The 23,660-nt window shown below is 65.7% G+C and carries 21 protein-coding genes; 17 read left to right on the top strand and 4 right to left on the bottom strand.

Annotation, left to right across the window (positions count from 1 at the left end; genetic code table 11):
- Positions 1 to 78 precede the first annotated feature (78 nt).
- On the top strand, positions 79 to 1,299 hold the full coding sequence (locus tag HQN78_RS15560) for a DUF2399 domain-containing protein (RefSeq protein WP_107801597.1): 1,221 nt from the start codon (positions 79 to 81) through the stop codon (positions 1,297 to 1,299).
- 331 nt (positions 1,300 to 1,630) lie between these two features.
- A complete protein-coding gene (locus tag HQN78_RS15555; RefSeq protein ID WP_235084802.1) occupies positions 1,631 to 3,073 on the top strand; it encodes a sodium:solute symporter family protein in 1,443 nt (480 codons plus the stop codon).
- A gap of 258 nt (positions 3,074 to 3,331) precedes the next feature.
- Here the strand turns inward: HQN78_RS15555 and HQN78_RS15550 are convergent, their stop codons facing one another.
- Positions 3,332 to 3,880, bottom strand: a complete 549-nt coding sequence (locus HQN78_RS15550) for a cupin domain-containing protein (RefSeq protein ID WP_107797945.1) — start codon at positions 3,878 to 3,880, stop codon at positions 3,332 to 3,334.
- Positions 3,881 to 4,214: 334 nt separating this feature from the next.
- Between HQN78_RS15550 and HQN78_RS15545 the strand changes: the two genes are divergently transcribed.
- The 14 genes from HQN78_RS15545 (at position 4,215) to HQN78_RS15480 (ending at position 18,640) form a co-directional block, all read left to right on the top strand.
- Positions 4,215 to 6,602, top strand: coding sequence for a transporter substrate-binding domain-containing protein (locus HQN78_RS15545; RefSeq protein WP_235084798.1), 2,388 nt, complete (start codon positions 4,215 to 4,217; stop codon positions 6,600 to 6,602).
- Positions 6,599 to 7,228 carry a response regulator transcription factor gene (locus HQN78_RS15540; RefSeq protein WP_107797947.1) on the top strand — a complete coding sequence of 210 codons (630 nt, stop codon included), beginning with the start codon at positions 6,599 to 6,601 and terminating at the stop codon, positions 7,226 to 7,228. Before HQN78_RS15545 ends, HQN78_RS15540 begins: the two co-directional genes overlap by 4 nt.
- A gap of 147 nt (positions 7,229 to 7,375) precedes the next feature.
- Positions 7,376 to 8,479: an ABC transporter ATP-binding protein gene (locus HQN78_RS15535; RefSeq protein ID WP_235084795.1), complete on the top strand. Its 1,104-nt coding sequence runs from the start codon at positions 7,376 to 7,378 to the stop codon at positions 8,477 to 8,479.
- Positions 8,480 to 8,519: 40 nt separating this feature from the next.
- Positions 8,520 to 9,560: an ABC transporter substrate-binding protein gene (locus tag HQN78_RS15530; protein WP_235084792.1), complete on the top strand. Its 1,041-nt coding sequence runs from the start codon at positions 8,520 to 8,522 to the stop codon at positions 9,558 to 9,560.
- A gap of 78 nt (positions 9,561 to 9,638) precedes the next feature.
- Entirely contained in the window at positions 9,639 to 10,448 is an 810-nt protein-coding gene (locus HQN78_RS15525) for a class II aldolase/adducin family protein (RefSeq protein WP_199225789.1), read from the top strand.
- Positions 10,449 to 10,516: 68 nt separating this feature from the next.
- Positions 10,517 to 11,545: an ABC transporter substrate-binding protein gene (locus tag HQN78_RS15520; RefSeq protein ID WP_235084789.1), complete on the top strand. Its 1,029-nt coding sequence runs from the start codon at positions 10,517 to 10,519 to the stop codon at positions 11,543 to 11,545.
- 65 nt (positions 11,546 to 11,610) lie between these two features.
- Complete coding sequence (locus HQN78_RS15515) at positions 11,611 to 12,645, top strand: ABC transporter substrate-binding protein (RefSeq protein WP_235084787.1); 1,035 nt, start codon at positions 11,611 to 11,613, stop codon at positions 12,643 to 12,645.
- A 65-nt stretch (positions 12,646 to 12,710) separates the two neighbouring features.
- Positions 12,711 to 13,745 (top strand): ABC transporter substrate-binding protein, encoded by a 1,035-nt coding sequence (locus tag HQN78_RS15510; RefSeq protein ID WP_107797952.1) that lies wholly within the window; start codon positions 12,711 to 12,713, stop codon positions 13,743 to 13,745.
- Between the two features lie 58 nt (positions 13,746 to 13,803).
- On the top strand, positions 13,804 to 15,063 hold the full coding sequence (locus HQN78_RS15505) for an ABC transporter permease (RefSeq protein WP_235084782.1): 1,260 nt from the start codon (positions 13,804 to 13,806) through the stop codon (positions 15,061 to 15,063).
- A 40-nt stretch (positions 15,064 to 15,103) separates the two neighbouring features.
- Positions 15,104 to 15,931 carry an ABC transporter permease gene (locus HQN78_RS15500; protein WP_227106607.1) on the top strand — a complete coding sequence of 276 codons (828 nt, stop codon included), beginning with the start codon at positions 15,104 to 15,106 and terminating at the stop codon, positions 15,929 to 15,931.
- Positions 15,932 to 16,029: 98 nt separating this feature from the next.
- Positions 16,030 to 16,527 (top strand): thiol peroxidase, encoded by a 498-nt coding sequence (tpx, locus tag HQN78_RS15495; RefSeq protein WP_043594076.1) that lies wholly within the window; start codon positions 16,030 to 16,032, stop codon positions 16,525 to 16,527.
- A 267-nt stretch (positions 16,528 to 16,794) separates the two neighbouring features.
- The gene (locus tag HQN78_RS15490; protein WP_227106609.1) at positions 16,795 to 17,523 is read left to right on the top strand and encodes an ABC transporter substrate-binding protein; all 729 of its coding nucleotides are present in this window, start codon (positions 16,795 to 16,797) and stop codon (positions 17,521 to 17,523) included.
- Between the two features lie 412 nt (positions 17,524 to 17,935).
- Positions 17,936 to 18,226 carry a hypothetical protein gene (locus tag HQN78_RS15485; protein ID WP_107797956.1) on the top strand — a complete coding sequence of 97 codons (291 nt, stop codon included), beginning with the start codon at positions 17,936 to 17,938 and terminating at the stop codon, positions 18,224 to 18,226.
- A gap of 24 nt (positions 18,227 to 18,250) precedes the next feature.
- Positions 18,251 to 18,640: a hypothetical protein gene (locus HQN78_RS15480; RefSeq protein WP_235084778.1), complete on the top strand. Its 390-nt coding sequence runs from the start codon at positions 18,251 to 18,253 to the stop codon at positions 18,638 to 18,640.
- 697 nt (positions 18,641 to 19,337) lie between these two features.
- On the opposite strand, the gene cynS is transcribed toward HQN78_RS15480, so the two are convergent.
- Both cynS and HQN78_RS15470 read right to left on the bottom strand, forming a co-directional pair.
- Positions 19,338 to 19,808: a cyanase gene (gene cynS, locus HQN78_RS15475; RefSeq protein WP_107797958.1), complete on the bottom strand. Its 471-nt coding sequence runs from the start codon at positions 19,806 to 19,808 to the stop codon at positions 19,338 to 19,340.
- Between the two features lie 39 nt (positions 19,809 to 19,847).
- The gene (locus tag HQN78_RS15470; protein ID WP_107801599.1) at positions 19,848 to 20,483 is read right to left on the bottom strand and encodes a carbonic anhydrase; all 636 of its coding nucleotides are present in this window, start codon (positions 20,481 to 20,483) and stop codon (positions 19,848 to 19,850) included.
- Between the two features lie 109 nt (positions 20,484 to 20,592).
- On the opposite strand from HQN78_RS15470, the gene cynR reads away from it, so the two are divergent.
- Positions 20,593 to 21,495 carry a transcriptional regulator CynR gene (gene cynR / locus HQN78_RS15465; RefSeq protein ID WP_235084776.1) on the top strand — a complete coding sequence of 301 codons (903 nt, stop codon included), beginning with the start codon at positions 20,593 to 20,595 and terminating at the stop codon, positions 21,493 to 21,495.
- Between the two features lie 61 nt (positions 21,496 to 21,556).
- Here the strand turns inward: cynR and HQN78_RS15460 are convergent, their stop codons facing one another.
- A complete protein-coding gene (locus HQN78_RS15460) occupies positions 21,557 to 23,194 on the bottom strand; it encodes an APC family permease (protein ID WP_199225790.1) in 1,638 nt (545 codons plus the stop codon).
- Positions 23,195 to 23,660 lie beyond the last annotated feature (466 nt).

Below are 23,660 nucleotides of genomic sequence, written 5' to 3'. Positions count from 1 at the left end.
CCGATACGCGGCGCGGCATTGAATTTCTGGCGGAAAAATGGTCTATTCCTCATCCGCCTTTTCACCGAGTCGCCCGCTATGTCGCATTGGCTGTCCCAGATCGATCCCGATTCCGTTCGCCGCACCCCGCTGGGCGCGCGCGGCCATAATCTGCTGCTGACGCCGCAGGCCGCGCCGCAGCCGCTGTTGCTGAGCCAGGAGGAGCAGGAACTGGTGGACGGCTGGCTCAAATCGCGCCGCAATCGCATGCGCTGGAGCAGCCTGCTCGCGCTGGCGGACAGTCACGCCCTGGCGGCAAACCTGCTGCGCCGGCTCTTGGAGGCCGGCTGGTGCGAGGTGGAGCTGCACGCCGAAACCGGCCTGCGCCTCAGTCAGCTGGAACCGTTCTGGGTGCAATGGCTGGACATGTACGGCCTGCGCCATTTGCTGGGCATGGCCGACGCGCGGCCCCAGACCGAGGTGGTGGAGCTGTGGCGCGGCTGGCAGCCGCGCCATCCGCTGCTGTTGGGCTTGGCGGAAAGCCTGAGCCCGCATCTGCAATCCTCCACGCTGGAGCGCCGGCTGAAGCTGGCCCAGGCGCTGGACCAATGGCTGCTGGACGGCTGCTGGGGCACCGAGCGCCAGTTTTCGCAGCGCGCGCTGGGGCGCAGCAAAGCCTTCGGCGCGGCGGACCGGCAATGGCTGGCGGAATTCGGCATCGATCTGGAAGCCTGCGGCATCGCCCGTCACACCCCGCATGTCTTCCTGTCCGGGCCGCTGGGCCTGTGGGCCGGGCAGCAGTGCCTGCTGTCCGCCGCCTTGCTGCAACAAGGCGTGGCCCTGGGGCCGGAGGCCTTGATGAGCGTGAGCGCGGTGGAGGGCGCGATCCGCAGCGTGCGCATCGTGGAGAATCTCAGCGTGTTTCAGACGCTGAGCCAGCAGGCGCTGCCGGTGCTGACCATCTGGGTGCCGGGCCAGCCGCATCAGCGCTGGCGCGAGGCGGTGCGCCATTTATTGACCCTGCTGCGGGTGCCGGTGCAGATCGCCTGCGACCTGGCCCCGTCCGGCATCGCCGTCGCCATGGCCGCCGGCCAGGTGGCGGAGCAGGCCGGACGGCCGTGGTCGCCGTGGCGGATGCAGCCGGAGCAACTGACCCTGGCCAACGGCGCCCAGCCCTTGAGCGAGGCGGAGCAGGCGCAGCTGGCGCGCCTGATGGGCGGCGGCCTGCCGCCCTTGCTGCACGGCCTGGCGATGGAGATGCAGGAGAAGCAGTGCAAGGTGGAGCAAGAGGCGCTGTTCATCGAGGACTGGGGGGACTGAGCGCCGGCCGTCCGGCCCGCTGAAAACGGGCGCGGAAATCCGGCTTGGCCGAGGGGCGGGCGGCGGAAAATACCGGCGGGCGGCGGCGCGCCGGTAATGACATTCGGGCAAATTGGGGCGGGTGTGAAAAAACTGCCCGGCGATGGGTACACAGCGGGAAAAAGCTGCGTTATCATCGCCCCCCAAACCCTTGATGGCAAAGGCAAGATATCAGGGTTTTCAGGAATTGAGAGAGGCTGGCGGGGTGTCAGGCACCCCCGCCGGCCTCTTGCTTTTGGGCCGCCGTTTTGGCGCGTGCGCGCGCCGCCAGAAGAAGAGGAATATCCTTCCCATGTTGATTGGCTTCGTCGTCGTCTATCTGCTGCTGTCCGTGGGCATCGGCCTCTACGCCGCCACCCGGGTGCGCAACGCCCGCGATTTCGCCGTGGCCGGCCGCAGCCTGCCGTTTCCCATCGTCACCGCCATGGTGTTCGCCACCTGGTTCGGCTCGGAGGCGGTGCTGGGCATTCCGGCCACCTTCATCGACAAGGGCTTCGCCGGCATCGTCGAAGACCCGTTCGGCTCCTCGATGTGCCTGGTGCTGGTGGGCCTGTTGTTCGCGCGGCCGTTGTACCGGCTCAATCTGCTGACCATAGGCGATTTCTACAAGCAGCGCTTCGGCCGCAATGTGGAGCTGTTCGTGTCGCTGTGCATCATCGCCTCCTACCTGGGCTGGGTGGCGGCGCAGCTGACCGCGCTGGGCGTGGTGTTCAACGTGCTGTCCCAGGGCGCGATCAGCGCCAACGCCGGCATGTTGCTGGGCGCGGGCATCGTGCTGGTGTACACGCTGTTCGGTGGCATGTGGTCGGTGGCGCTGACCGACTTTTTCCAGATGACGGTGATCGTCGCCGGCCTGCTTTATCTGACCTGGTTGATCGGCGACATGGCCGGCGGCCCGGTCAAGGTGTTGCAGCACGCGGCGGCGCAGGACAAGTTCACCATGATTCCCAGCATGGCGCCCAAGGACGTGGTCGGCTTCGTCGGCGCCTTGCTGACCATGATGTTGGGCTCCATTCCGCAGCAGGATATCTTCCAGCGGGTGATGTCGGCCAAGAACGAGAACGTCGCCGCGCGCGCGTCCATCGTCGGCGGCGGCCTGTATCTGACCTTCTGCATGCTGCCCATCTTCATCGGCTTCGCCGCCACGCTGATCGATCCGACCATGGTGAGCCGCTGGATGCAGCAGGACGCGCAGATGATTCTGCCCAGCCTGATCCTGGAGCGCACGCCGCTGTTCGCGCAGGTGATGTTCTTCGGCGCGCTGCTGTCCGCCATCATGTCCACCGCGTCCGGCACCTTGCTGGCGCCGTCGGTGACCTTTACCGAGAACGTGCTCAGCCGTTTCATCCCGGTGATGTCGGACCGCCAGTTCCTGCTGGCGATGCGGCTGACCGTGGTGGGCCTGGCCATCGTCACCACGGTGTTCGCGCTCTTGTCCGACGCCACCATCTACGAGATGGTGGGCAACGCCTACAAGGTGACGCTGGTGTCGGCGGTGGCGCCGCTGTTCGCCGGCCTGTTCTGGAAGCGTTCCACGCCGCAGGGCGCCTTGCTGGCCATTGCGCTGGGCCTGGGCAGCTGGCTGGCGCTGGACTGGTTCGGCCCGGCGGATCCGTTCTGGCCGCCGCAACTGGTGGGCCTGGGCTTCAGCATTGTCGGCATGGTGGCCGGCAGCCTGCTGCCGCAGCGGCTGGGACGGCAGGCTTTGGCGGGGATGGGCCTGACCCGGCCTTAGACCCGCTAACAAAACCCCTGACCCTGCGTTGCGCCTCCTTGTCGTACGACTTGTACTGCCTACGTCGGCGCGCCTTGGCTCAGGTTCTCTGCGAGGTTTTGTGAGCGGCTCTTAGAACCGGTTTACGATCTCGCGAGCCAAGGCGATACAAGGCGAAAGCGGCCGAGACAGCGGAATGGTCATACGGTAGATGAGCATTTCGAAGCGGTACTCACCGTGTAAGGCGTCCTCGACGCGCAGCGGATCGTAAACGGATTATCAGAAGTTGGCCGGGGTGTTGGCGCTGATGATCTCCGCCTCGTCCGGCCCGATATTGCGGAATTTGTGCGGCAGGGTGCTGGGGAAGTAATAGCCGTCCCCGGCGGAGAGGATGCTGATGTGGCCGTCCACGGTCAGCTCCACGCTGCCGCGCACCACTACGCCGCACTCCTCGCCCTCGGGATGGGTGATCATTTCCTTGCCGGTGTCCGCGCCCGGCGAATACAGCTCGCGTAGCATGCGCATCTGGCGATTGGGATTGGACGCGCCGATGATCAGCAGCTTCAGGCCGTCGCGGCCCAGATCTGGTTGTTGTTCGCGGCGGAAGGTGTAAGGGTCGCTGGGCGGCGGTTCGCCAAAGGTCAGGAATTCGGTCAGCGTCATGGGGAAACCCTGAATCAGCTTCAATAGCGAACTGATGGACGGGCTGACCCGGTTCTGTTCTATCAGCGAGATGGTGGCGTTGGCCATGCCGGCCCGTTTCGCCAGCTCGCGTTGAGACAGCGCGAAGTGCTCGCGCACTTGTTTGACGCGTAATCCAATATCCATGCCTGTAACCTCGGTGGCGTGCCCTTGTCGGCCTCTGCTTAGTATTTTCGACAATTTTTCGAATAGCGTCACAGTATACTGATGTCGCCGCCGGCGATGCAGAGCAATTCGCGTTTTCCGGCCGGCGGCGGCGCATTTTCGAAGCCTGGGACCATTCTCCGGGCCGTCGCCGCGTCTGCCCGCGTTCTCAATCCTCCCGTCGCCGTCCCGCCAGGCCCGTCGCCTGCGCCGCTTGCCACAGACTTTCCCGCTTTGTGTTTGATTTTTTAGACAGCGTCGCCGCGCTGCCACAGTATGGTGGCATGCGCGCCGTCCGGCGCGCCGGAGAGACGCATTGAGAGCCTTATTGTGGATGGCGGGATGGGCGGCGCTATGGCTGGCGCCGGCGAGCTGGGCGCTGAGCCTGTCGGCGGCGGAGCGGGACTGGCTGAGCCGGCACCCGGTGCTGCGGGTGGGCGTGGTGCCGCAAGCGCCGTACGCGGTGCTGGACGCGCGCCGGCAGGCGCTGAGCGGCGCGCATGTGGAACTGATGAACCGGCTGGCCGCCGAATTGGGCCTCAAACTGGCCTGGACCTTCTATCCGAACAAGACGCAGTTGAGCGCGGCGGCGCGGGCGGGGCGGGTGGATGTCGCGCCCGGCCTGGAACAAACCCCGGCCGGCTTGCGTTACTGGCTGTTTTCCGGCCCCTTCCTGCGCATCCCCTACAAACTGGTCGGGCGCGGCGAGCCGGCGGCGGCGCTGGAACTGGAACAACTGCCGGACAGCGCGCGGGTGGCGGTGCTCGAACCGGGCGCGGCGGCGGCCTTTCTGACCGTCAATTATCCGGCCTTGCGGCGCTTGCCGGCCGGCTCGGACCGCAACGCGCTGCAGCTGGTGCAGCAGCAGCGGGCGGATTATGCGGTGGTGGACGAGGCGCAGCTGAACCAGCTGCTGCGCGAGCCGGAATTCTCGCACTTGCGCGCGGTGGGCGACAGCGGCGCCACTCGGCTGCTGCGGGTGGCGTCGCGGCAGGACTGGCCGCAGCTGGCGATGCTGCTGGACCGGGCCTTGAGCGCGCTGCCGGCCTCGCAGCGCGGCCATCTCTACACGCGCTGGGTGCAGGCGGAGCCGACGCCGCTGGCCGACAGCCTGCCGTTTTGGCGCAGGCTGAGCCAGGTATCGCTGCTGCTCATCCTGCTCTTGGCCGGCGCGCTGCTGTGGCAGGGCCGGCAGCAGCGGCAGTCGCGGCAAGCGCTGGCGGCGGCGCGGCAGGCGCTGGCCCAGCGGGAAGCCGGCGCCGAGGCCTTGCGGCTGACGCAGTTCTCGGTGGATCACAGCACGGTGGGCATTCTGTGGCTGAACTGGGAAGGCCGGCTGCGTTACGCCAATCAGGCCGCGCTGGCGATGCTGGGATGCGCGGAGGCGGAGGCGGTGGGGCAGCCGCTGTCTCGCTTCCAGCCGGGCTTGGACATGGACGGCTGGCTGGACTTGTGGGGCCGGGCGCGGAGCCGGGGCCTGCTGCAGTTTGAAACCGATAGCCTGCGCGCCGACGGCGGCAGCCTGCCGCTGGACGTCTCGCTCAGTTTTCTGCGCTTCGGCGGCGCCGACTACCTGGTGGCCTTTATGCACGACGTCACCGAAAAGCGGCAGGCGCGCGCCGCCCTGCGGGAGAGCGAGGCGCGTTTCAAGGGCATTGCCGGCAATGTGCCGGGCCTGGTGTTCCGGCTGGAGCGCGCCGACGCGGCGGAAGACCCGCGGCTGGCCTTCGTCAGCGAGGCCAGCCTGGCGCTGACCGGCTACCCGGCCGCGGACTTGCTGGCGCGGCCGGAGGGCTTGCAAGCGCTGGCGCACCCTGAGGACGCCGCGGCGCTGCGCGACAGCTGGCAAGCCGCCTGGCGCGAGCAGCGCGATTGGAGTTGGCAGGGCCGGATTCTGACCCGGGACGGCGCGGAGCGCTGGGCCGATCTGCGCGCCAGCGCCCGCCGCCACGGCGCGACGGGCATGGTGTGGGATGGCATCCTGTGGGATATCAGCGCCGGCAAGCGCAATGAACTGGAGCTGAGCGCGTCGCGCGCCATGCTGCGCGATCTGGCCGCCCACCTCGAAACGGTGCGCGAGGAGGAAAAAGCCCATATCGCGCGCGAGGTGCACGACGAGCTGGGCCAGGTGCTGACCGTGCTCAAGCTGGAAACCTCGATGCTGGAACTGAGCCTGGGGCGGCCGGAGGGCGCGGCGGCGGAGCGGCTGGCCAGCATCAAGAAGCTGATCGCCCAGACCTTCGCCCTGGTCCGCGACGTGGCCACCGCGCTGCGGCCGCCCATCCTGGACGCGGGCCTGGCCTCGGCGGTGGAATGGCAGGCGCGCCGCTTCGAGGCCCGCAGCGGCATACCCTGTCTGGTGCTGGTGCCGGACACGCCGCTGCGCCTGGACGACGCCAAGGCGGTGGGCCTGTTCCGGGTATTGCAGGAGGCGCTGACCAATGTGATGCGCCACGCCGAGGCCCACACGGTGACGCTGCACTTGCAGGCCTTGCCGGGAGAGCTGGTGCTGAGCATTATCGACGACGGCAAAGGCTTTGAGCGGCGGCCGGGGGAGGCGGGCAGCTCCTACGGCCTGGTGGGCATGCGCGAGCGCCTGCTGATGTTCGGCGGCGGCCTGGAAGTGGCCAGCGCGCCGGGGCAAGGCTGCAGTTTGACGGCCCGGCTGCCCTTGCGGCCGGATGAAGGGGAGGAGAAGACATGATTCGAGTGATTGTGGCGGAAGACCACACCATCGTGCGCGAAGGCATCAAGCAGTTGATCGGCCTGGCCGACGATTTGCAAGTGGTCGGCGAAGCCGCCCACGGCGCCGCGGTGTTCGACGCCTTGCGCGCCGCCGCCTGCGATGTGCTGCTGCTGGATATTTCCATGCCGGGCCTGAGCGGCCTGGACGTGATCCCGCGCTTGCGGGCGCTGGCGCAGCCGCCGGCCATCCTGGTGCTGTCCATGCACGACGAGGTGCAGATGGCGGCGCGCGCGCTCAAGGCCGGCGCCGCCGGCTACGCCACCAAGGACAGCGATCCGGCGCTGCTGCTGACCGCGATCCGCAAAGTGGCCGGCGGCGGCCGCTACATCGACCCGCAACTGGCGGACCGGCTGGTGTTCGAAGTCAATCTCAGCGACGAGAGGCCGCCGCACGCCCAGTTGTCCGAGCGCGAGTTCCAGGTGTTCCAGCGCCTGGCGCAGGGGGCCAACGTCAACGAGGTGGCGCAGCTGCTGGCGATCAGCGCCAAAACCGTCAGCACCCACAAGGTCAGGCTGATGCAGAAGCTGCGCGCGCAGTCGCTGGCGGATTTGGTGCGCTACGCGATCGAGCATCAGCTGTTTTAACGCGCTTGGCTGCTGCGGCGCACTAAGAATTTCCCTACAGCGCGCGCCGTTTATCCCGACGGCAAAATCCGCCGCCCGCCGATGGCGGGCGTGCGCCGCGCTCCCTAGCATGGTTGGCGTACGCATTCACTTTCAGGTGTCGCCGCCATGTCCGCAGCCAGCGATGTGCTTGTCCGCTTCCTCAACGTCCAGAAAAGCTATGACGGCGAAAACCTCATCGTCAAAAACCTGAACCTGGACATCCGCCGCGGCGAATTCCTCACCCTGCTGGGGCCGTCCGGCTCCGGCAAGACCACCAGCCTGATGATGCTGGCCGGTTTCGAAACCCCCACCGGCGGCGAGATTCAGCTGGCCGGCCGCTCCCTCAACCGGGTGCCGCCGCACAAGCGCAACATCGGCATGGTGTTCCAGAACTACGCCTTGTTCCCGCACATGACGGTGGCGGAAAACCTGGCCTTCCCGCTGTCGGTGCGCGGGGTGTCCAAGGCGGACATCCAGGACAAGGTGAAGCGGGCCCTGGCCATGGTGCAGCTGGACGCCTTCGCCGGCCGCTATCCGGGCCAGATGTCGGGCGGCCAGCAGCAGCGGGTGGCGCTGGCGCGCGCGCTGGTGTTCGAGCCGCAGCTGGTGCTGATGGACGAACCGCTGGGCGCGCTGGACAAGCAATTGCGCGAACACATGCAGATGGAGATCAAGCATCTGCATCAGCGGCTGGGCGTCACCGTGGTCTACGTCACCCACGATCAGGGCGAGGCGCTGACCATGTCGGACCGGGTGGCGGTGTTCCATCAGGGCGAAATCCAGCAGATCGACGCGCCGGCCCAGCTCTACGAGCGGCCGGACAACGCCTTCGTCGCCAACTTCATCGGCGAGAACAACCGCTTGCCAGGCACCCTGCTGAGCCGGGACGGCGAGCGCTGCCTGGTGGAACTGGAGCGCGGCGAAAGGGTGACGGCGCTGGCGGTGAAGGTGGGCGAGGCCGGCAGCCCGGTGTCGCTGTCCATCCGCCCCGAACGCATCCTGCTCAACGGCCATAGCGAGCGCTGCGACAACCGCTTCTCCGGCCGGGTGGCCGAATTCATCTACCTGGGCGACCACGTGCGCGTGCGCATGGAGGTGTGCGGCAAGCCCAACTTCTTCGTCAAACAAGCCATCGCCGAACTGGACGCCACGCTCGCCGTCGGCGACGTGGTGCCGCTGGGCTGGCAGGTGGAGCATGTGCGCGCGCTCGATCCGCTGGTTCACGAATAGCAAGGCGCGACGCCGCTCCCTTTGCACAGGAGGACCTGGAATGTCTGCAAGCATCAAGCTGGCCGTCACGGCCCTGGGTATGGCTTTCGCGGGCCAAGCCATGGCGGCCGCTCTGACCGTGATCTCGTTCGGCGGCGCGGGAAAGTCCGCTCAGGACAAGGCGTATTACCGCCCCTTCCAGCGGGAGACCGGCATCAAGGTGATCGGGGCGGAATACAACGGCGAGATGGCCAAGATCAAGGCCATGGTGGATAGCCGCAGCGTGTCGTGGGACGTGGTCGAAGTCGAGCCGGCGGCGCTGGCGCGCGGCTGCGACGAAGGCCTGTTCGAAAAGCTGGATTACAGCAAGATCGGCAAGCCCGCGGATTTTCTCGCCGGCGCGGTGCAAAGCTGCGGGATAGGCATGAACGTCTGGTCCATCGTCCTGGCCTACAACGCCGACAAGCTGAAAACGGCGCCGGCTGGCTGGAAGGATTTCTGGGACGTGAAGACCTTCCCGGGCAAGCGCGGTCTGCGCAAGGGCGCGCAGGACAATCTGGAGTTCGCGCTGATGGCGGACGGCGTCGCCCCGAAGGACGTTTACAAGGTGCTGGCCACGCCGGCGGGCGTCGATCGGGCCTTCCGCAAGCTGGACCAGCTCAGGCCGAACATCCAGTGGTGGGAAGCCGGCTCCCAGCCGCCGCAATTTCTGGTTTCGGGCGATGTGGTGATGAGCTCGGCCTACAACGGCCGCATTTCCGAAGCGAGGAAGGAAGGCAAGAACCTGAAGGCGGTCTGGAACGGCTCGGTTTACAACTACGACTACTGGGCGATTCCCAAGGGCAGCCCGCGCAAGGACGACGCGCTGAAGTTCATCCGCTTCGCCACGCAGCCGGCCAATCAGAAAGTCTATGCCGACACCATCGATTACGGCGTCACCCACCGCAAGGCGATCCAGATGCTGGACGCGACAAGGAGCCGGGATCTGCCGACCTCGCCGCGGAATCTCGCGGTGGCGCTGAGCGAGGACACGGCGTTTTGGGTGGACAGGAGCGAGGAGCTCGAGCAGCGCTTCAACGCCTGGGTGGCCAAGTCCAAGTAAGCGCGGTTGCCGCGGCGCCCGCCGGCGTCGCCAGTTGGCCCCCGGATGGGGGCGGATGCACAACACACCGAGGTCATGATGGAACGCTCAGCAAAGCTCAGCCCTGCCCCGCAGCAAGCCGCCCAGCCCGTGGAGTTGGAAGGGGAGCGGCAACTACGTCGAGAACTGGCGGCCTGTTATCGGTTGATCGCGCACTTTCGCATGAGCGATCTGATCTCGACGCATATCTCGGTGCGCTTGCCAGGGCCGGAACACCACTTCCTGATCAATCCCTACGGGCTGATGTTCGACGAAATCACCGCGTCCAGCCTGGTCAAGATCGGTCTCGACGGCCGGGCGCTGGACGAGAACGACGCCCTGGTCAATCCGGCCGGCTTCGTCATCCACAGCGCCATCCACGCGGCAAGACCGGATGCCCAGTGCGTACTGCACACCCATACCCGGGCCGGCTGCGCGGTGGCGGCGCTTGCGGAGGGCTTGTTGCCGGTGAACCAGATGTCGATGGAGTTCTACGGGAAGGCGGCGTACCACGATTACGAAGGCATCGCCCTGGACCTCAACGAGCAGGCGCGCCTGGTGCGGGATCTGGGCGACAAACCGGTGCTGATCCTGCGCAACCACGGCTTGCTGACCGTGGGGGAGACGGTCAAGCAGGCTTTCCTGCGCATGTACTACCTGGAGAAGGCCTGCGACATCCAGCTGAGCGCGCAGGCGGCCGGAGCCTTGCGCCTGCCGTCCGTGGCGGTTTGCCGGCGGACCGAGCGCCAGTTCAACGAGCCGGAGCGCGAGGTGGGCGAGCGGGAGCTGAAGGACGATAGGTTCGTCGACCTGGCCTGGGCGGCGCTGCTGCGCCTGCTGGACCGGCTCGATCCCGGCTACAAACTTTGACCGGGACGGGCGGCTGCCGCGGCCCGGGCCAGCGGGCAAGCGGCGTTGACATAAAGGAGGTAGGGGTCATGGCGATACACGGTAAATCCTTGCTTCTGGCTTGCGCCGCGCTGGCGGCCAGTCAGGCGCCGGCGCTGACCATCGTGTCATTCGGCGGCGCCAATCAGGCCGCCCAGGTTCAGGCCTATTACCAGCCCTTCCAGCGCGCCACCGGCATCAAGGTGCTGGCCGGCGAATACAACGGTGAAATGGCCAAGGTCAAGGCGATGGTGGCGGCGCGGAGCGTGTCCTGGGACGTGCTGGAGGTGGAAGCGCCGGAACTGGCGCGGGGCTGCGACGAAGGCTTGTTCGAAAAGCTGGACCCGGCGCTGGCCGGCGCGCGCGCAGAGGTGGTTGATGGCGCGCTGCAACCCTGCGGCATCGGCCTCTTCGTCTGGTCCAATGTGCTGGCTTACAGCGCGGACAAGCTGAAGACCGCGCCGCGCGGCTGGGCCGATTTCTGGGATGTGAAGCGTTATCCCGGTAAGCGCGGCATGCGCAAGAGCGCCAAATACACTTTGGAGATCGCTCTGCTGGCCGATGGCGTTGCCGCCAAGGACGTGTATCGCCTGCTGGCCACGCCGGCCGGCGTGGAGCGCGCCTTCAAGAAGCTGGCCCAGCTCAAACCTTATATCCAGTGGTGGGAGGCCGGCGCGCAGCCGCCGCAATACCTGGCCTCCGGCGATGTGGCGATGAGCTCGGCCTACAACGGCCGCATCGCCTCGGCCCAGCAAGAGGGCCGGAATCTGAAGATAGTTTGGGACGGCAGCCTGTATGACTTTGTCTACTGGGCCATCCCCAAGGGCGCGCAACAGGGCGCGGCGGCAAGGCGTTTCATCGCTTTTGCCAGCCGGCCGGAAGCCCAGGCGGCGTATTCGCGACAGATGGCCTATGGCCCGATCAATCGCCAGGCGATGGCGTTGTTGGCGCCGGCGCGACAACTCGAACTGCCCACCGCGCCGGCAAACCTGCAAAGCGCGGTACGGGTGGATTCCAACTTTTGGGCCGACCACGGCGAAAGCCTGGAGCAGCGCTTCAATGCCTGGGCCCTGCGTTGATGGTCGGTTTTGAAAGCCGCGCCGGCCTGGCCGGCGTCACGATGCAGCCAATAAGGAGAATGAGGATGGCAGTTGGACAAGGGTTCATCCTGCTGGGCGCCGCGCTGGCATTGGCCGGCGCCGCCCAGGCCCGGGATCTGACCGTGATTTCCTTTGGCGGCGCCAGCAAGGCGGCGCAGACCAAGGCCTATTACCAGCCGTTTCAGCAAGCCACCGGCATCAAGATCCTGGCCGGCGAGTACAACGGCGAAATGGCCAAGCTCAAGGCCATGGTGGACACCAAGAGCGTGTCCTGGGACGTGCTGGAAGTCGAGTCGCCGGAGCTGGCGCGCGGCTGTGACGAAGGGCTGTTCGAGCGGCTGGATTACGCGCGCATCGGCAATAAGGCGGATTTCCTGCCGGGCGCGGCCCAAGCCTGCGGCATCGGCACCCTGGTCTGGTCCACCGCGCTGGCTTACAACGCGGACAAACTCAAGACCGCGCCGCGCGGTTGGGCCGATTTCTGGGACGTGAAGCGTTATCCCGGCAAGCGCGGCATGCGCAAGGGCGCCAAATACACTTTGGAGATCGCTCTGCTGGCCGACGGTGTTCCCGCCAAGGACGTGTATCGCCTGCTGGCCACGCCGGCCGGCGTGGAGCGCGCCTTCAAGAAGCTGGCCCAGCTCAAGCCGCATATCCAGTGGTGGGAAGCCGGCGCGCAACCGCCGCAATACCTGGCTTCCGGCGATGTGGTGATGAGTTCCGCCTATAACGGCCGCATCGCCGCGGCGCAGAAAGAGGGCAAGAAACTGAAAATCGTCTGGGACGGCAGCCTGTACGACTTCGACTCCTGGGCCATTCCCAAGGGCTCGCCCAACAAGGACGCTGCTTACCGCTTCATTGCCTTCGCCAGCAAGCCGGAAAACCAGAAAGTCTATTCCCAGAACATCAGCTACGGACCCAGCAATAAGAAAGCCTTGCCGCTGCTGGACAAGGCGGAAGTGTCGGAGCTACCCACCGCGCCGCAGAACATGAGGAATGCCTTGAAGGTGGATATAGAGTTTTGGGCCGACCACGGCGAAAGCCTGGAGCAGCGCTTCAATGCCTGGGCCCTGCGTTGATGGTCGGTTTTGAAAGCCGCGCCGGCCTGGCCGGCGTCACGATGCAGTCAACAAGGAGAATGAGGATGGCGTTTAAACAAAAATGCATGCTGCTGGGCGCCGCGCTGGCTTTGGCCGGCGCGGCCTCGGCCAAGGATTTGACGGTGATTTCCTACGGCGGAGCCAACAAGGACGCCCAGGCCAAGGCCTATTACGCGCCCTTCCAGAAGAGCAGCGGGCTCAAGCTGGTCAGCGGCGAATACAACGGCGAAATGGCCAAGCTCAAGGCCATGGTGGACACCAAGAGCGTGTCCTGGGACGTGTTGGAAGTGGAGTCGCCGGAACTGGTGCGCGGCTGTGACGAAGGCCTGCTGGAGCGGCTGGATTACGCGCGCATCGGCAATAAGGCCGACTTCGTGCCCGGCGCGGCCCAGCCCTGCGGCATCGGCATCTTCGTCTGGTCCACCGCGCTGGCCTACAACGCCGACAAGCTGAAGACCGCGCCGGCCGGCTGGAAGGATTTCTGGGACCTGAAGAAATTCCCCGGCAAGCGCGGCCTGCGCAAGGGCGCCAAGGGCACGCTGGAGATTGCGCTGCTGGCCGACGGCGTGGCCGCCAAGGACGTCTATCCGGCGCTGGGCACGCCGGCCGGCGTGGACCGCGCCTTCAAGAAGCTGGACCAGATCAAGCCCTATCTGCAGTGGTGGGAGGCCGGCGCGCAGCCGCCGCAATACCTGGCCTCCGGCGATGTGGTGATGAGCTCCGCCTTCAACGGCCGCATCGCGGTGGCGCGCAAGGAGGGCAAGAATCTGAAAGTGGTGTGGAACGGCAATCTCTACGACTTCGATTACTGGTCGATTCCCAAGGGCACGCCCAAGCGCGACCAGGCTTACCAGTTCATCGCCTTCGCCAGCAAGCCGGAAAACCAGAAGGTTTATTCGCAGAACATCGCCTACGGTCCCAGCAACAAGCGGGCGATTCCGCTGCTGGACAAGAACGAGCTGCCGGATTTGCCGACCGCGCCGCAGAACATCAAGGACGCGCTGAAGATCAATCTGGAGTTCTGGGCCGACCACGCGGAGAACCTGGAGCAGCGTTTCAACGCCTGGGCGGCGAAGTAGGGCGCTCATCCTTCATTTAGCGGAGGCCGCCTTTCGGCGGCCATAACGGAGTAAGGCCATGACGGCTTCCACGGTATCCCATTCCCGCGCGTCCGCGCCGGACGAGCGGCCTCTGAAGGCGCGGCTGGCCCGGGCGGAGCGGCTGGGCAAGCTCAAGTCGCTGGCGCTGGTGTCGCCGCTGCTGCTGTTCTTGCTGCTGACTTTCATCGTACCCATCGGCGCGCTGCTGTTGCGCAGCGTGGACAACCCGGAAGTGGCGGGTTCGCTGCCGCGCACGGTGCGGGCGCTGGCGGCCTGGGACGGCAAATCGCTGCCGCCGGAGGCGGCTTACCGCGCGCTGGTCGACGATGTGCGGCTGGCCGGCGAGCGCCAGACGCTGGGCGATCTGGGCAAGCGGCTGAACATGGAGGTGCCCGGCTACCGCAGCCTGCTGGGCAAGACCTCGCGCGCCTTGCCGCTGGAGCCGGCGCCGGCCTCGTTCAAGCAGGCGCTGACCGAGCTGGACGAACGCTGGGGCGACCCGGCCTACTGGCTGGCGATACGCCGCAACCAGTCCGCCTACACGCCGTATTATCTGCTGGCGGCGCTGGATCACCGCATCGACGACCTGGGCGAACTCAGCCGCGCGATGCCGGATCAGGGCATTTACCTGAGCGTGTTCGCCCGCACGTTCTGGATGAGCCTGGTGGTGACCGCGCTGTGCCTGCTGCTGGCCTATCCGCTGGCCTATCTCTTGGCCAGCCTGCCGACGCGCCGCAGCAATCTGCTGATGATCATGGTGCTGCTGCCGTTCTGGACCTCGGTGCTGGTGCGGGTGGCCGCCTGGATCGTGCTGCTGCAGTCCGGGGGCCTGATCAACGCCGCCTTGCTGAGCCTGGGCCTGATCGAGCAGCCGCTGCAGCTGGTGTTCAACCGCGTCGGCGTCTACATCGCCATGGTGCACATCCTGCTGCCCTTCATGATTCTGCCCATCTACAGCGTGATGAAGGGCATTTCCCCCAGCTATCTGCGCGCGGCGATCTCGCTGGGCTGCCACCCCTTCGCCGGCTTCTGGCGGGTGTACGCGCCGCAGACCGTGGCCGGAGTGGGCGCCGGCTGCCTGCTGGTGTTCATCCTGTCCATAGGCTATTACATCACCCCGGCCTTGCTGGGCAGCCCCAACGACCAGATGGTCAGCTATTTCGTCGCCTTCTACACCAACACCACCATCAACTGGGGCATGGCCACCGCGCTGGGCGGCCTGCTGTTGGCGGCCACCTTGCTGCTGTACGCGGTCTACCACCGGCTGGTGGGCAGCGAACGGCTGCGGCTGGGCTGAACCGCCGCCTGGACCCAACCGATACTGGAGAGCCAAACCGATGCCAAGCCATCACACCTTGCCGGAAGAACGGCTGTGGTTTTACCTGCACCGCCTGCTGGGCGGCCTGACGCTGCTGTTCCTGGTGCTGCCGGTGCTGGTGATCATTCCGCTGTCTTTCAACGCCAGCGCCTTCCTGGTCTATCCGCTCAGCGGCTTTTCCCTGCGCTGGTATCAGGAGTTCTTCTCCTCGGCGGAGTGGATGCGCGCCTTGCAGAACAGCCTGATCGTCGCGCCGCTGGCCACCGTGCTGGCGATGACGCTGGGCACGCTGGCCGCCGTCGGTCTGACCCGCGCCGAATTTCCCGGCAAGGGCCTGCTGATGGCGGTGTTGATCTCGCCCATGGTGGTGCCGGTGGTGATCGTCGGCGTGGCCGGCTATCTGTTCTTCGCGCCCCTGGGCATGGACAACAGCTATCTGACGCTGGTGCTGCTGCACGCGGCGCTGGGCGTGCCCTTTGTGGTGATCACCGTCAGCGCCACGCTGCAGGGCTTCAACCGCAATCTGGTGCGGGCCGCCGCCAGCCTGGGCGCGTCGCCGCTGCGGGTGTTCTTCAAGGTGACGCTGCCGCTGATCGCGCCGGGGGTGATTTCCGGCGCGCTGTTCGCCTTCGGCACCTCCTTCGACGAGGTGGTGGTGACGCTGTTCGTCGCCGGGCCGGGCCAGGCGACGCTGCCGCGGGCGATGTTCGGCGGCATACGCGAAAACCTCAGCCCCGCCATCGCCGCGGCGGCCACGCTGTTGATCGGGTTTTCGGTGCTGATGCTGCTGACGCTGGAGTGGCTGCGCGGCCGTGCCGAGCGACTGCGCAGCCGGCCCGGGGTCTGAATACCGGCTTGGCCCTACTTTGGGAGGGGTTGAATTTCAGCCAAGCTGCCGCACACTAGGAGGCATTCACCCCCTGAAACCAAATGAGGAATTCCCACATGGCTACCGTTACTCTGCGCGGCAATCCGGTTGAAGTGGCTGGCGCGCTGCCGGCCAAGGGCCAGCAAGCCCCGGCCCTGACCCTGACCTCCGCCGACCTGGCCGAAGTCAAACTGGACAACTACGCCGGCAAGAACAAGGTGCTGAACATTTTCCCGAGCGTGGACACGCCGACCTGCGCGATGTCGGTGCGCAAGTTCAACGAACGCGCGGCCAAGCTGGCCGACACCGTGGTGCTCTGCGTTTCCGCCGACCTGCCGTTTGCGCAGAAGCGCTTCTGCGGCGCCGAGGGCATTGACAATGTGGTGACCCTGTCCACCTTCCGCAACCCGCAGTTCGCCGCCGACTACGGCGTCAAGCTGGCCTCCGGCCCGCTGGCCGGCCTGACCGCCCGCGCGGTGGTGGTGCTGGACAAGGACAACAAGGTGTTGCACAGCGAGCTGGTGGCCGAGATCGGCGAAGAGCCGAACTACGACGCCGCGCTGGCCGCGCTGTAAGCGACGTTGCCGCAGACCAAACCCGCCGGTGTGAATCGGCGGGTTTTTTGCGTCCCGGCTCCGGCGCCAATCCGCCATCAGGTCAAAATAATCCTATAGTGGATCCATCACAGTGGTTTTAAATCTTTATCTTCACAAGATTCGACCTTAAGCCCTGTGACAAAGGCGCTGCCCATCCCGCTTAACGGCCCACGTTCTTATGCCCCCATGCTCAAACGACACAAGGCGTCATGCTCGCTTGCATTACGGAATGCCTCTGGAGAACTCGTGGCTAAGCGGCTGCTCTTTACCCTCTTATTGCTGGGGGGCGCGCCAAGCTGCTTGGCGGAGCAGCTTCTATCCCTGCAGTATCGGGACAAACCGCCCTACAGCTATAGCCAAAATGGAAAACCGGCCGGTTTTTTATTGGAGCGGACCATTGAAATTTTACACCGCGCGGCCGTGCCGGCGGAGTTTGAAGAAGTGCCTGCCAAACGCATTCTCAGTAATATTCAAGCCAATAAGAAATTGATTTGCTCCCCAGGCTGGTATAAAACCCCTGAGCGCGAGGCCTTTGCCTTGTTTTCCTCGGCCATTCACCAAGACAAGCCGCATCTGATATTGGCGAACGTCAAATCCGCGAAAAACATCCAGAAATTGGGCACGTTAAAAGCGCTGTTCGCCAGCCATGAATTCAAGCTTGGCAAAGTTTCCGGCGTATCTTACGGCACAGAATTGGATGCGATGATTGATCATGCCGCCGCCGCCGTGATGGATTCGACGGTGACACCGGGCGAACTGGCTCAAATGATCGTCTCTCAGCGTGCCGACTATATGCTGATCGATGTCGAGGATTACAAATTTCTGCTGCAGAAAAAAGAAATCGATTCAACAAAGTTGACGATATTGACATTCAAGGATATTCCCGAGGGGCTTAAGCGCTACATCATGTGCAGCAAGCAGGCCAGTCCCGAGCTTATGCAGCGGATTGATCAATCCATACACCTCCCTCCCTGATCCGGCCTGCGGCTATCCCGCGCGCGCTGTTTCCTGCCGGCGTCCTCCCTTGACGGTCTTCACCAGCCTGTTTAGGCTTGGTCCCGCGTCGTGCCCAATCACACGGCGCAGGGTTTGCAGGCCCATCATTTAACTCTCCCGCAGACACAACGGTCCGCTTTGGCGCCGTTACGTCTGCTGCCACGCCGTACCCATTCGGGGCGGGCCGTGGCAGGGAGCCTTCGGGCTGCCGGTTTTGGTAGAGTTAGCCGGTCCTGCAACCTTGTCACGTGCCTGCCTCAGCCTCGTCTGAGCAGGTTTCCAAAGCTGACATGGAGACCGTGATGACCTTCTCTACCTTTCCCCCGCAATGCCCCCTCCCGCCTGCCCCCATGGCGCAGGAGAACGCCCCGAACCCGCCGCTGCGCCGGTGATGGAGCAACTGCGTTCCTGCGCTCAGCGCTTGCCCGCCGCCGCCGGCAATGTGCTGCTGCTGGGCGAGCTGGGCCGCCAATTGAACGATTGCTATATCCAACTGGACTCCGCCCTGTTGAGCGGGGTGATGGATATGCGCGCCGCCCATACCGGGCTGTTGGCGCTGCTGACCTTGCTGGAACGCCGCGACGAGCCCTTGCTGTTCAGCAGCGAGGAAGCGCTGGCCTTGCTGGAGCCGATACAGCAGCGTTTGCAACGCGGTCTGGAGCACGTCAACGGCGTGCTGTGACGCTTGGACAGGGAGGGCATGGCCATGATGAAGCTGCTGATCCAACACAATGAGGCGCTCAAAGGCGCGGCGCGTTTAATCGTCGATTACGAGATGCGCCTGGGAGTGATTGCGCTGAAGGACAGCAACCCGCTCCATCCGGACAACACCGCGGCGGTTCAGCGGCAGATCAAGCGGGCGTTGGCGGACTTTTATTATTGGAGCCGATGGCAGGGCAAGCACGAGCCGGCCCGCGCCGCCTTATTGGCGATGTGGGCGTCCGGGAAGTGGAGCAGCCGCGATCTCTGCGCGCGGCAATGTTATCTCTTGGCGGGCTTCCGCAACGTAACTACCGCCCGTCTGGCGTTGGTGGGCGCGCCGATACCGGACCCTGACGCCGTCCAACGCCAACGCGCCGCGTGGGAAACGCCGTAGCCGGCTATCCGGCAGCCTGTGGCGTTGAATCCGTTTCCGCGTGGGTATCGCTGCGCTCCTCCCACCCTACGGTTGAGGCCGTGTTTGGGGCCGCGTTTGGGTAGGGTGGGTGGAGCCGTCAGGCGATACCCACCAAACAGGCGGCTGTCCGGCGGCCTGTGGCGTTGAGTCCGTTTCCGCGTGGGTATCGCTGCGCTCCTCCCACCCTACGGTTGGAGCCGTGTTGGGGCCGCGTTTGGGTAGGGTGGGTGGAGCCGTCAGGCGATACCCACCAAACAGGCGGCTGTCCGGCGGCTTGTGGCGTTGAATCCGTTTCCGCGTGGGTATCGCTGCGCGCCTCCCGGCCTATGGTTGGAGCCGTGTTTGGGGCCGCGCTTGGGTAGGATGGGTGGAGCCGTCAGGCGATACCCACCAAACAGGCGGTTGTCCGGCGGCCTGTGGCGTCAAACCGTTTCCGCGTGGGTATCGCTGCGCTCCTCCCACCCTACGGTTGGAGCCGTGTTTGGGGCCGCGTTTGGGTAGGGTGGGTGGAGCCGTCAGGCGATACCCACCAAACAGGCGGCTATCCGGCGACCTGTGGCGTTGAATCCGTTTCCTCGTGGGTATCGCTGCGCGCCCCCATCCTACGGTTGAGGCCGCGTTGGGTAGGGGGAAGCCGTCAGAAGGTGTTCACGCCCTTGCGGGCGTGAACGGGTGCTTAATAGGGCTTATTGGGCAGGAACTTGCCGTCCAGGGTGATCACCGCGCGCTCGCCGCCGTCCGGGTCTTCCACTTTGCGGATGTCCAGCTTGAAGTTGATGGCGCTGATGATGCCGTCGCCAAACTTCTCGTGCACCAAGGCCTTCAACGTGGTGCCGTAGATCTGGATCATTTCATAGAAGCGGTAAATGGTGGGGTCGGTGGGGATGCCGCCGGGAATGCTGCCGCGCAGCGGAATGGTTTGCAGCTGCAGAGCGTCCGCGGCGTTCAGGCCCAGCCGTTCGCAGACCAGCTCCGCCGCGAGCTTGGACAGCGCGTGCTGGCCCAGCACGGCGGCGGTGACATAGGCCAGGCTGAGGCCGGTGCCGGCGGCCAATTGCTCCCAGCTCAGGTCTTTCAAGGCCTTGGCGGCCAGGGCGCGGGCGGTCAATTCCAGGCGGGGGTCTTGGTGGATATTGGCGTGTTGCATGGTGTGGTCCTTTCTTCAGGTTTGCGGGAGGCGCCGGTTTCAGGCGGCGCGGGTCAGCGGAAAATCCGCCAGGGAAACGAAGCGCTGGCTGGCGTGGTCCAGGGCCAGGACGGCGCCGGTTTCAATGTCGTAGACCCAGCCGTGCAGGGTCAGCCGGCCCTGGCGCATCGCCAGAGCCACCGAGGGGTGGGTCTTGAGGTTGGCCAGCTGGGCGACGACGTTTTCCTTGACCATGTCGTCCAGCCGCTGGCGGGCGTCGTCGTGATGGCGCGCCGCGTTCACCACTTTGGCGGAGTCGGCGTGGCGCAGCCAGCCGGCCACCGCTGGCAGATGGTCCAGGCAGCGGCCGTTGGCGATCGCCGTCATCGCGCCGCAGTCGGAATGGCCGCAGACCACGATGTCGGCGACGCCCAGCGCCGCCACCGCGTACTCCACGGAGGCGGTGACGCCGCCCGGTTCCGGCCCGTAGCTGGGGACGATGTTGCCGGCGTTGCGGATCACGAACAGCTCGCCGGGCTCTTGCTGAGTCAGCAGCTCCGGCACCACGCGGCTGTCCGAGCAGGTGATGAACAGCGCGCCGGGGGCCTGGCTGTCGGCCAGTTGGCGAAACAGCGCCGAACGCTGGGGGTAGGCTTCCTGTTGGAATTTCAGAAAACCGTCGATGAGGGCTTGCATGGCTTGCTCCTTGGCGGGGAAGGGATGCGCCAAGGATGAAGCTTTTTCATCATAGGGTCCAAGACCGATATAGAATGATTTCCATAATTATTTCCTATAGTTTGGACGCATGATTCTTCGACATATCCGTTATCTGCAAGCGGTGGCCGAACACGGCAATTTCACCCGGGCGGCGGAGGCGCTGCATGTGTCGCAGCCCACGCTGTCGCAACAGATCAAGCAATTGGAAGAGACGGTGGGCGCGCAGTTGCTGGACCGCAGCGGGCGGACGGTGCGGCCCACCGACGCCGGGGCCGCCTATCTGGAATACGCGCGCCGCGCGCTGCGCGAGCTGGAGGCGGCGCAGCGGGCCACCCGGGACGTGGGCGATCTGTCGCGCGGCAGCTTGCGGCTGGCGATGACGCCGACCTTCGCCAGTTATCTGCTGGGGCCGCTGGCGGCGCGGCTGCGCCGGCTCTATCCGGGCATAGAGCTATGCGTGCGCGAGGCGACGCTGGACGCGATCGAGCGGGCCTTGCTGGAGGACGAGATCGATGTCGGGATCGCTTTCGATCAGGCGCGCTCGGCGGAGATAGACGCGCGGCCCTTGTTCCGGGAAACCCTGGCCGTGGTGGTGGGTGACGGCCATCCATGGCGTCGGGCGGGGGCGATAGGCGCGGAAGCGCTGGCGCAGGCGCCCTTGGCGCTGTTGAGCGCGGATTTCGCCACCCGCGGCCATATCGATCGTTACTTCCTGGCGCTGGGTCTGAAGCCGCGGATCGCGGTCCAGGCCAACAGCATCAGCGCGGTGATGGAAATCGTCCGCCACGGCGATTGCGCCACCATTTTGCCGCGAGCGATCACGCGGCAGCATCCGGCGCTGAGCGCGGTGGGCTTGAGCACGCCCTTGCCGGCGCGCACGGCGGCGGCGCTGACGCGTAAAGACGCGTATCGCAGCGCCGCGGCGCGCGCGCTGATGCCTTTGCTGGATGCCTTGGGGAAGGAGTTGGGAGCGGAAGACGATAGGGAATAAGACGGCGCGGGCGGCGTGGAGCCGCCCGCTGCGGGGCCGACGGAGCGGCCCCCGGTAGGATTTAGGCTTGCTGGCCGGCCAGCTTGCCGCGCGGCGCGCTCTCGGCGGCCGCCATATCGGCCACCGCGCCGGCGTCGTGCTCGGCGTCCAGATAGCGGGTGCGCCAGCCGCTGTTGACGCCCCAGTAGTAGAAGCCCAGCGAGATCACCGCCACCACCGCCATGTCGGGGCCGTAGGGCAAGAGGCCGATGCCGCCGAAGTCCCGGCTGCCGATATAGGACATGAGGGCCATCGTCGGCAGGTAGAGCACCATCCACAGCGCGCCTTTCAGCTCGCGGCCGAATTCCGGCCAGCCGGCGCGGGCCTGATACCAGAAGTACACCGGCAAGGCGGCCACGATCAGGAAGATGATCTCGCCGGTCAGCGGCCAGCGCGCCCAGTACAGCACCAGAGACGCGCAGACGAAGGCGAAGGGCGCGATCACGCCGAGGCCGGCCAGGCGCAGCGGGCGCGGCAGGTCCGACGCGCAGCGGCGCAGCGAGGCCACGCTGATGGGGCCGGTCAGGTAGGAAATCACCGTGGCCACCGAGATCACCGCCGCCAGCGTGCCCCAGCCGCGGAAGAAGAACAGGAACACGAAGGAGATCGCCAGGTTGAACCACATCGCCGGACGCGGGATCTGGTACAGCGGGTGGATGCGGCCGAAGATCTCCGGCATGGTGCCGTTGCGCTGCATGCCGTAAATCATGCGCGAGGTGGTGGCCATATAGGTGGCGCCGGTGCCGCTGGGGCTGACGAAGGCGTCGAAGTACAGCAGCAGCATCAGCCAGTTCAGGCCCAGCGCCATCGCCAGTTGGGCGAAGGGGGAGCTGAAGTTCAGGCCCTGCCAGCCGTGGGCCAGGTCCGCCGGCGACAGCGCGCCGATGAAGGCCACTTGCAGCGCCACATAGATCACCGCCGCCAGCAGGATGGAGCCCACCACGCCGAAGGGCACGCTCTTGCCCGGGTTGCGGGCCTCGCCGGCCAGGTTGATCGGGCTTTGGAAGCCGTTGAAGCTGAACACGATGCCGCTGGTGGCCACCGCCGTCATCACGCTGGCCCAGCCAAAGGGCGCGAAGCCGCCCGGGGTGTCCCCGCCCAGATTGCCGGGATGGAAGCCGCTGTAGATCAGCGCGCCCACGGTCAGCGCCGGCACGATCACCTTGAAGATGGTGATGGCGCTATTGGCCTTGGCGAACAGGCGCACGCCCCAGTAGTTGAGCATGAAGTAGACGATGACCAGCAGCGCGGACAGCATCAGGCCGGGCGGGGTCAGTTCGCCGTTGGAGAACAGCTGTTGGGCCCAGGGATACGGCCAGGAGCTCATGTATTGCACCGAGGCCTCGGCCTCGATCGGGATCACCGAGACGATGGCGATCCAGTTGGCCCAGCCGGCGATGAAGCCGAGCAGGGAGCCGTGGGAGTAACGGGCGTAACGCACCATGCCGCCGCTTTCCGGGAACATGGCGCCCAGTTCCGCGTAGCTCAGCGCGATGGAGAGAATAATCACCATGCCGACTATCCAGGCGACGATGGCGGCCGGGCCGGCGATCTGGGCGGCGTGGGCGGCGCCGAACAGCCAGCCGGAACCGATGATGGAGCCCAGACCGGTCAGCATCAGGGCGATGGGGCCGATATGGCGGGAGTGTTGCTGTGTCAAAGGTATCTCCTGTCAAAAGAACCTGCTGACGATCCGCTGCGCGTCGTGAGGCGTCACACGGCGAGTACCGCTTCAGAATGCTGAAGCCGCTTTCGCCCTGTCCCGCCCTGGCTCGCGAGATCGTAAACAGCTTCTGAAAACCCGACGGTCCGGCGGAGTCAGCTCCGGACGCGGCGGGCAAGCGATGGGGACAAGTTCCGGCCACGGCGCGGCGGCTCCGCCGTCCTTGTGCGGACGGGGGCGGAGCGGGGCGGTGTCGGTGCGCTGGAGACGCCGGCGCGGAGGGCGTCGGCGAGCTTGTCCCGGGTGCCGGGTGGGCCCGGTCTGATGTGCTCTTTTATAAGAGGGGGCTAATCTACCTTTGCTTTTCATTACAGTATGTAACGAAATGTACTCGCTAGCTTATTTCAAACATGACAAAAGATTGAAAATGGCGAGTCAAAGGGCGATCTATTGCGCGCTTAGG

The sequence above is a fragment of the Chromobacterium sp. Beijing genome, assembly GCF_021496765.1.
Taxonomy (GTDB): domain Bacteria; phylum Pseudomonadota; class Gammaproteobacteria; order Burkholderiales; family Chromobacteriaceae; genus Chromobacterium.
Note: the sequence above shows the minus strand (reverse complement) of the source record. Positions and strands in the feature narration are given on the sequence as shown.

Bases quoted from the DNA above. Each gene is read 5' to 3' on its own strand.
- HQN78_RS15560 (WP_107801597.1), top strand. From the start codon at position 79: ATGTCGCATTGGCTGTCCCAGATCGATCCCGATTCCGTTCGCCGCACC.
- HQN78_RS15555 (WP_235084802.1), top strand. From the start codon at position 1,631: ATGTTGATTGGCTTCGTCGTCGTCTATCTGCTGCTGTCCGTGGGCATC.
- HQN78_RS15550 (WP_107797945.1), bottom strand. From the start codon at position 3,880: ATGGATATTGGATTACGCGTCAAACAAGTGCGCGAGCACTTCGCGCTG.
- HQN78_RS15540 (WP_107797947.1), top strand. From the start codon at position 6,599: ATGATTCGAGTGATTGTGGCGGAAGACCACACCATCGTGCGCGAAGGC.
- HQN78_RS15535 (WP_235084795.1), top strand. From the start codon at position 7,376: ATGTCCGCAGCCAGCGATGTGCTTGTCCGCTTCCTCAACGTCCAGAAA.
- HQN78_RS15530 (WP_235084792.1), top strand. From the start codon at position 8,520: ATGTCTGCAAGCATCAAGCTGGCCGTCACGGCCCTGGGTATGGCTTTC.
- HQN78_RS15525 (WP_199225789.1), top strand. From the start codon at position 9,639: ATGGAACGCTCAGCAAAGCTCAGCCCTGCCCCGCAGCAAGCCGCCCAG.
- HQN78_RS15520 (WP_235084789.1), top strand. From the start codon at position 10,517: ATGGCGATACACGGTAAATCCTTGCTTCTGGCTTGCGCCGCGCTGGCG.
- HQN78_RS15515 (WP_235084787.1), top strand. From the start codon at position 11,611: ATGGCAGTTGGACAAGGGTTCATCCTGCTGGGCGCCGCGCTGGCATTG.
- HQN78_RS15510 (WP_107797952.1), top strand. From the start codon at position 12,711: ATGGCGTTTAAACAAAAATGCATGCTGCTGGGCGCCGCGCTGGCTTTG.
- HQN78_RS15505 (WP_235084782.1), top strand. From the start codon at position 13,804: ATGACGGCTTCCACGGTATCCCATTCCCGCGCGTCCGCGCCGGACGAG.
- HQN78_RS15500 (WP_227106607.1), top strand. From the start codon at position 15,104: ATGCCAAGCCATCACACCTTGCCGGAAGAACGGCTGTGGTTTTACCTG.
- tpx (WP_043594076.1), top strand. From the start codon at position 16,030: ATGGCTACCGTTACTCTGCGCGGCAATCCGGTTGAAGTGGCTGGCGCG.
- HQN78_RS15485 (WP_107797956.1), top strand. From the start codon at position 17,936: ATGGAGCAACTGCGTTCCTGCGCTCAGCGCTTGCCCGCCGCCGCCGGC.
- HQN78_RS15480 (WP_235084778.1), top strand. From the start codon at position 18,251: ATGATGAAGCTGCTGATCCAACACAATGAGGCGCTCAAAGGCGCGGCG.
- cynS (WP_107797958.1), bottom strand. From the start codon at position 19,808: ATGCAACACGCCAATATCCACCAAGACCCCCGCCTGGAATTGACCGCC.
- HQN78_RS15470 (WP_107801599.1), bottom strand. From the start codon at position 20,483: ATGCAAGCCCTCATCGACGGTTTTCTGAAATTCCAACAGGAAGCCTAC.
- cynR (WP_235084776.1), top strand. From the start codon at position 20,593: ATGATTCTTCGACATATCCGTTATCTGCAAGCGGTGGCCGAACACGGC.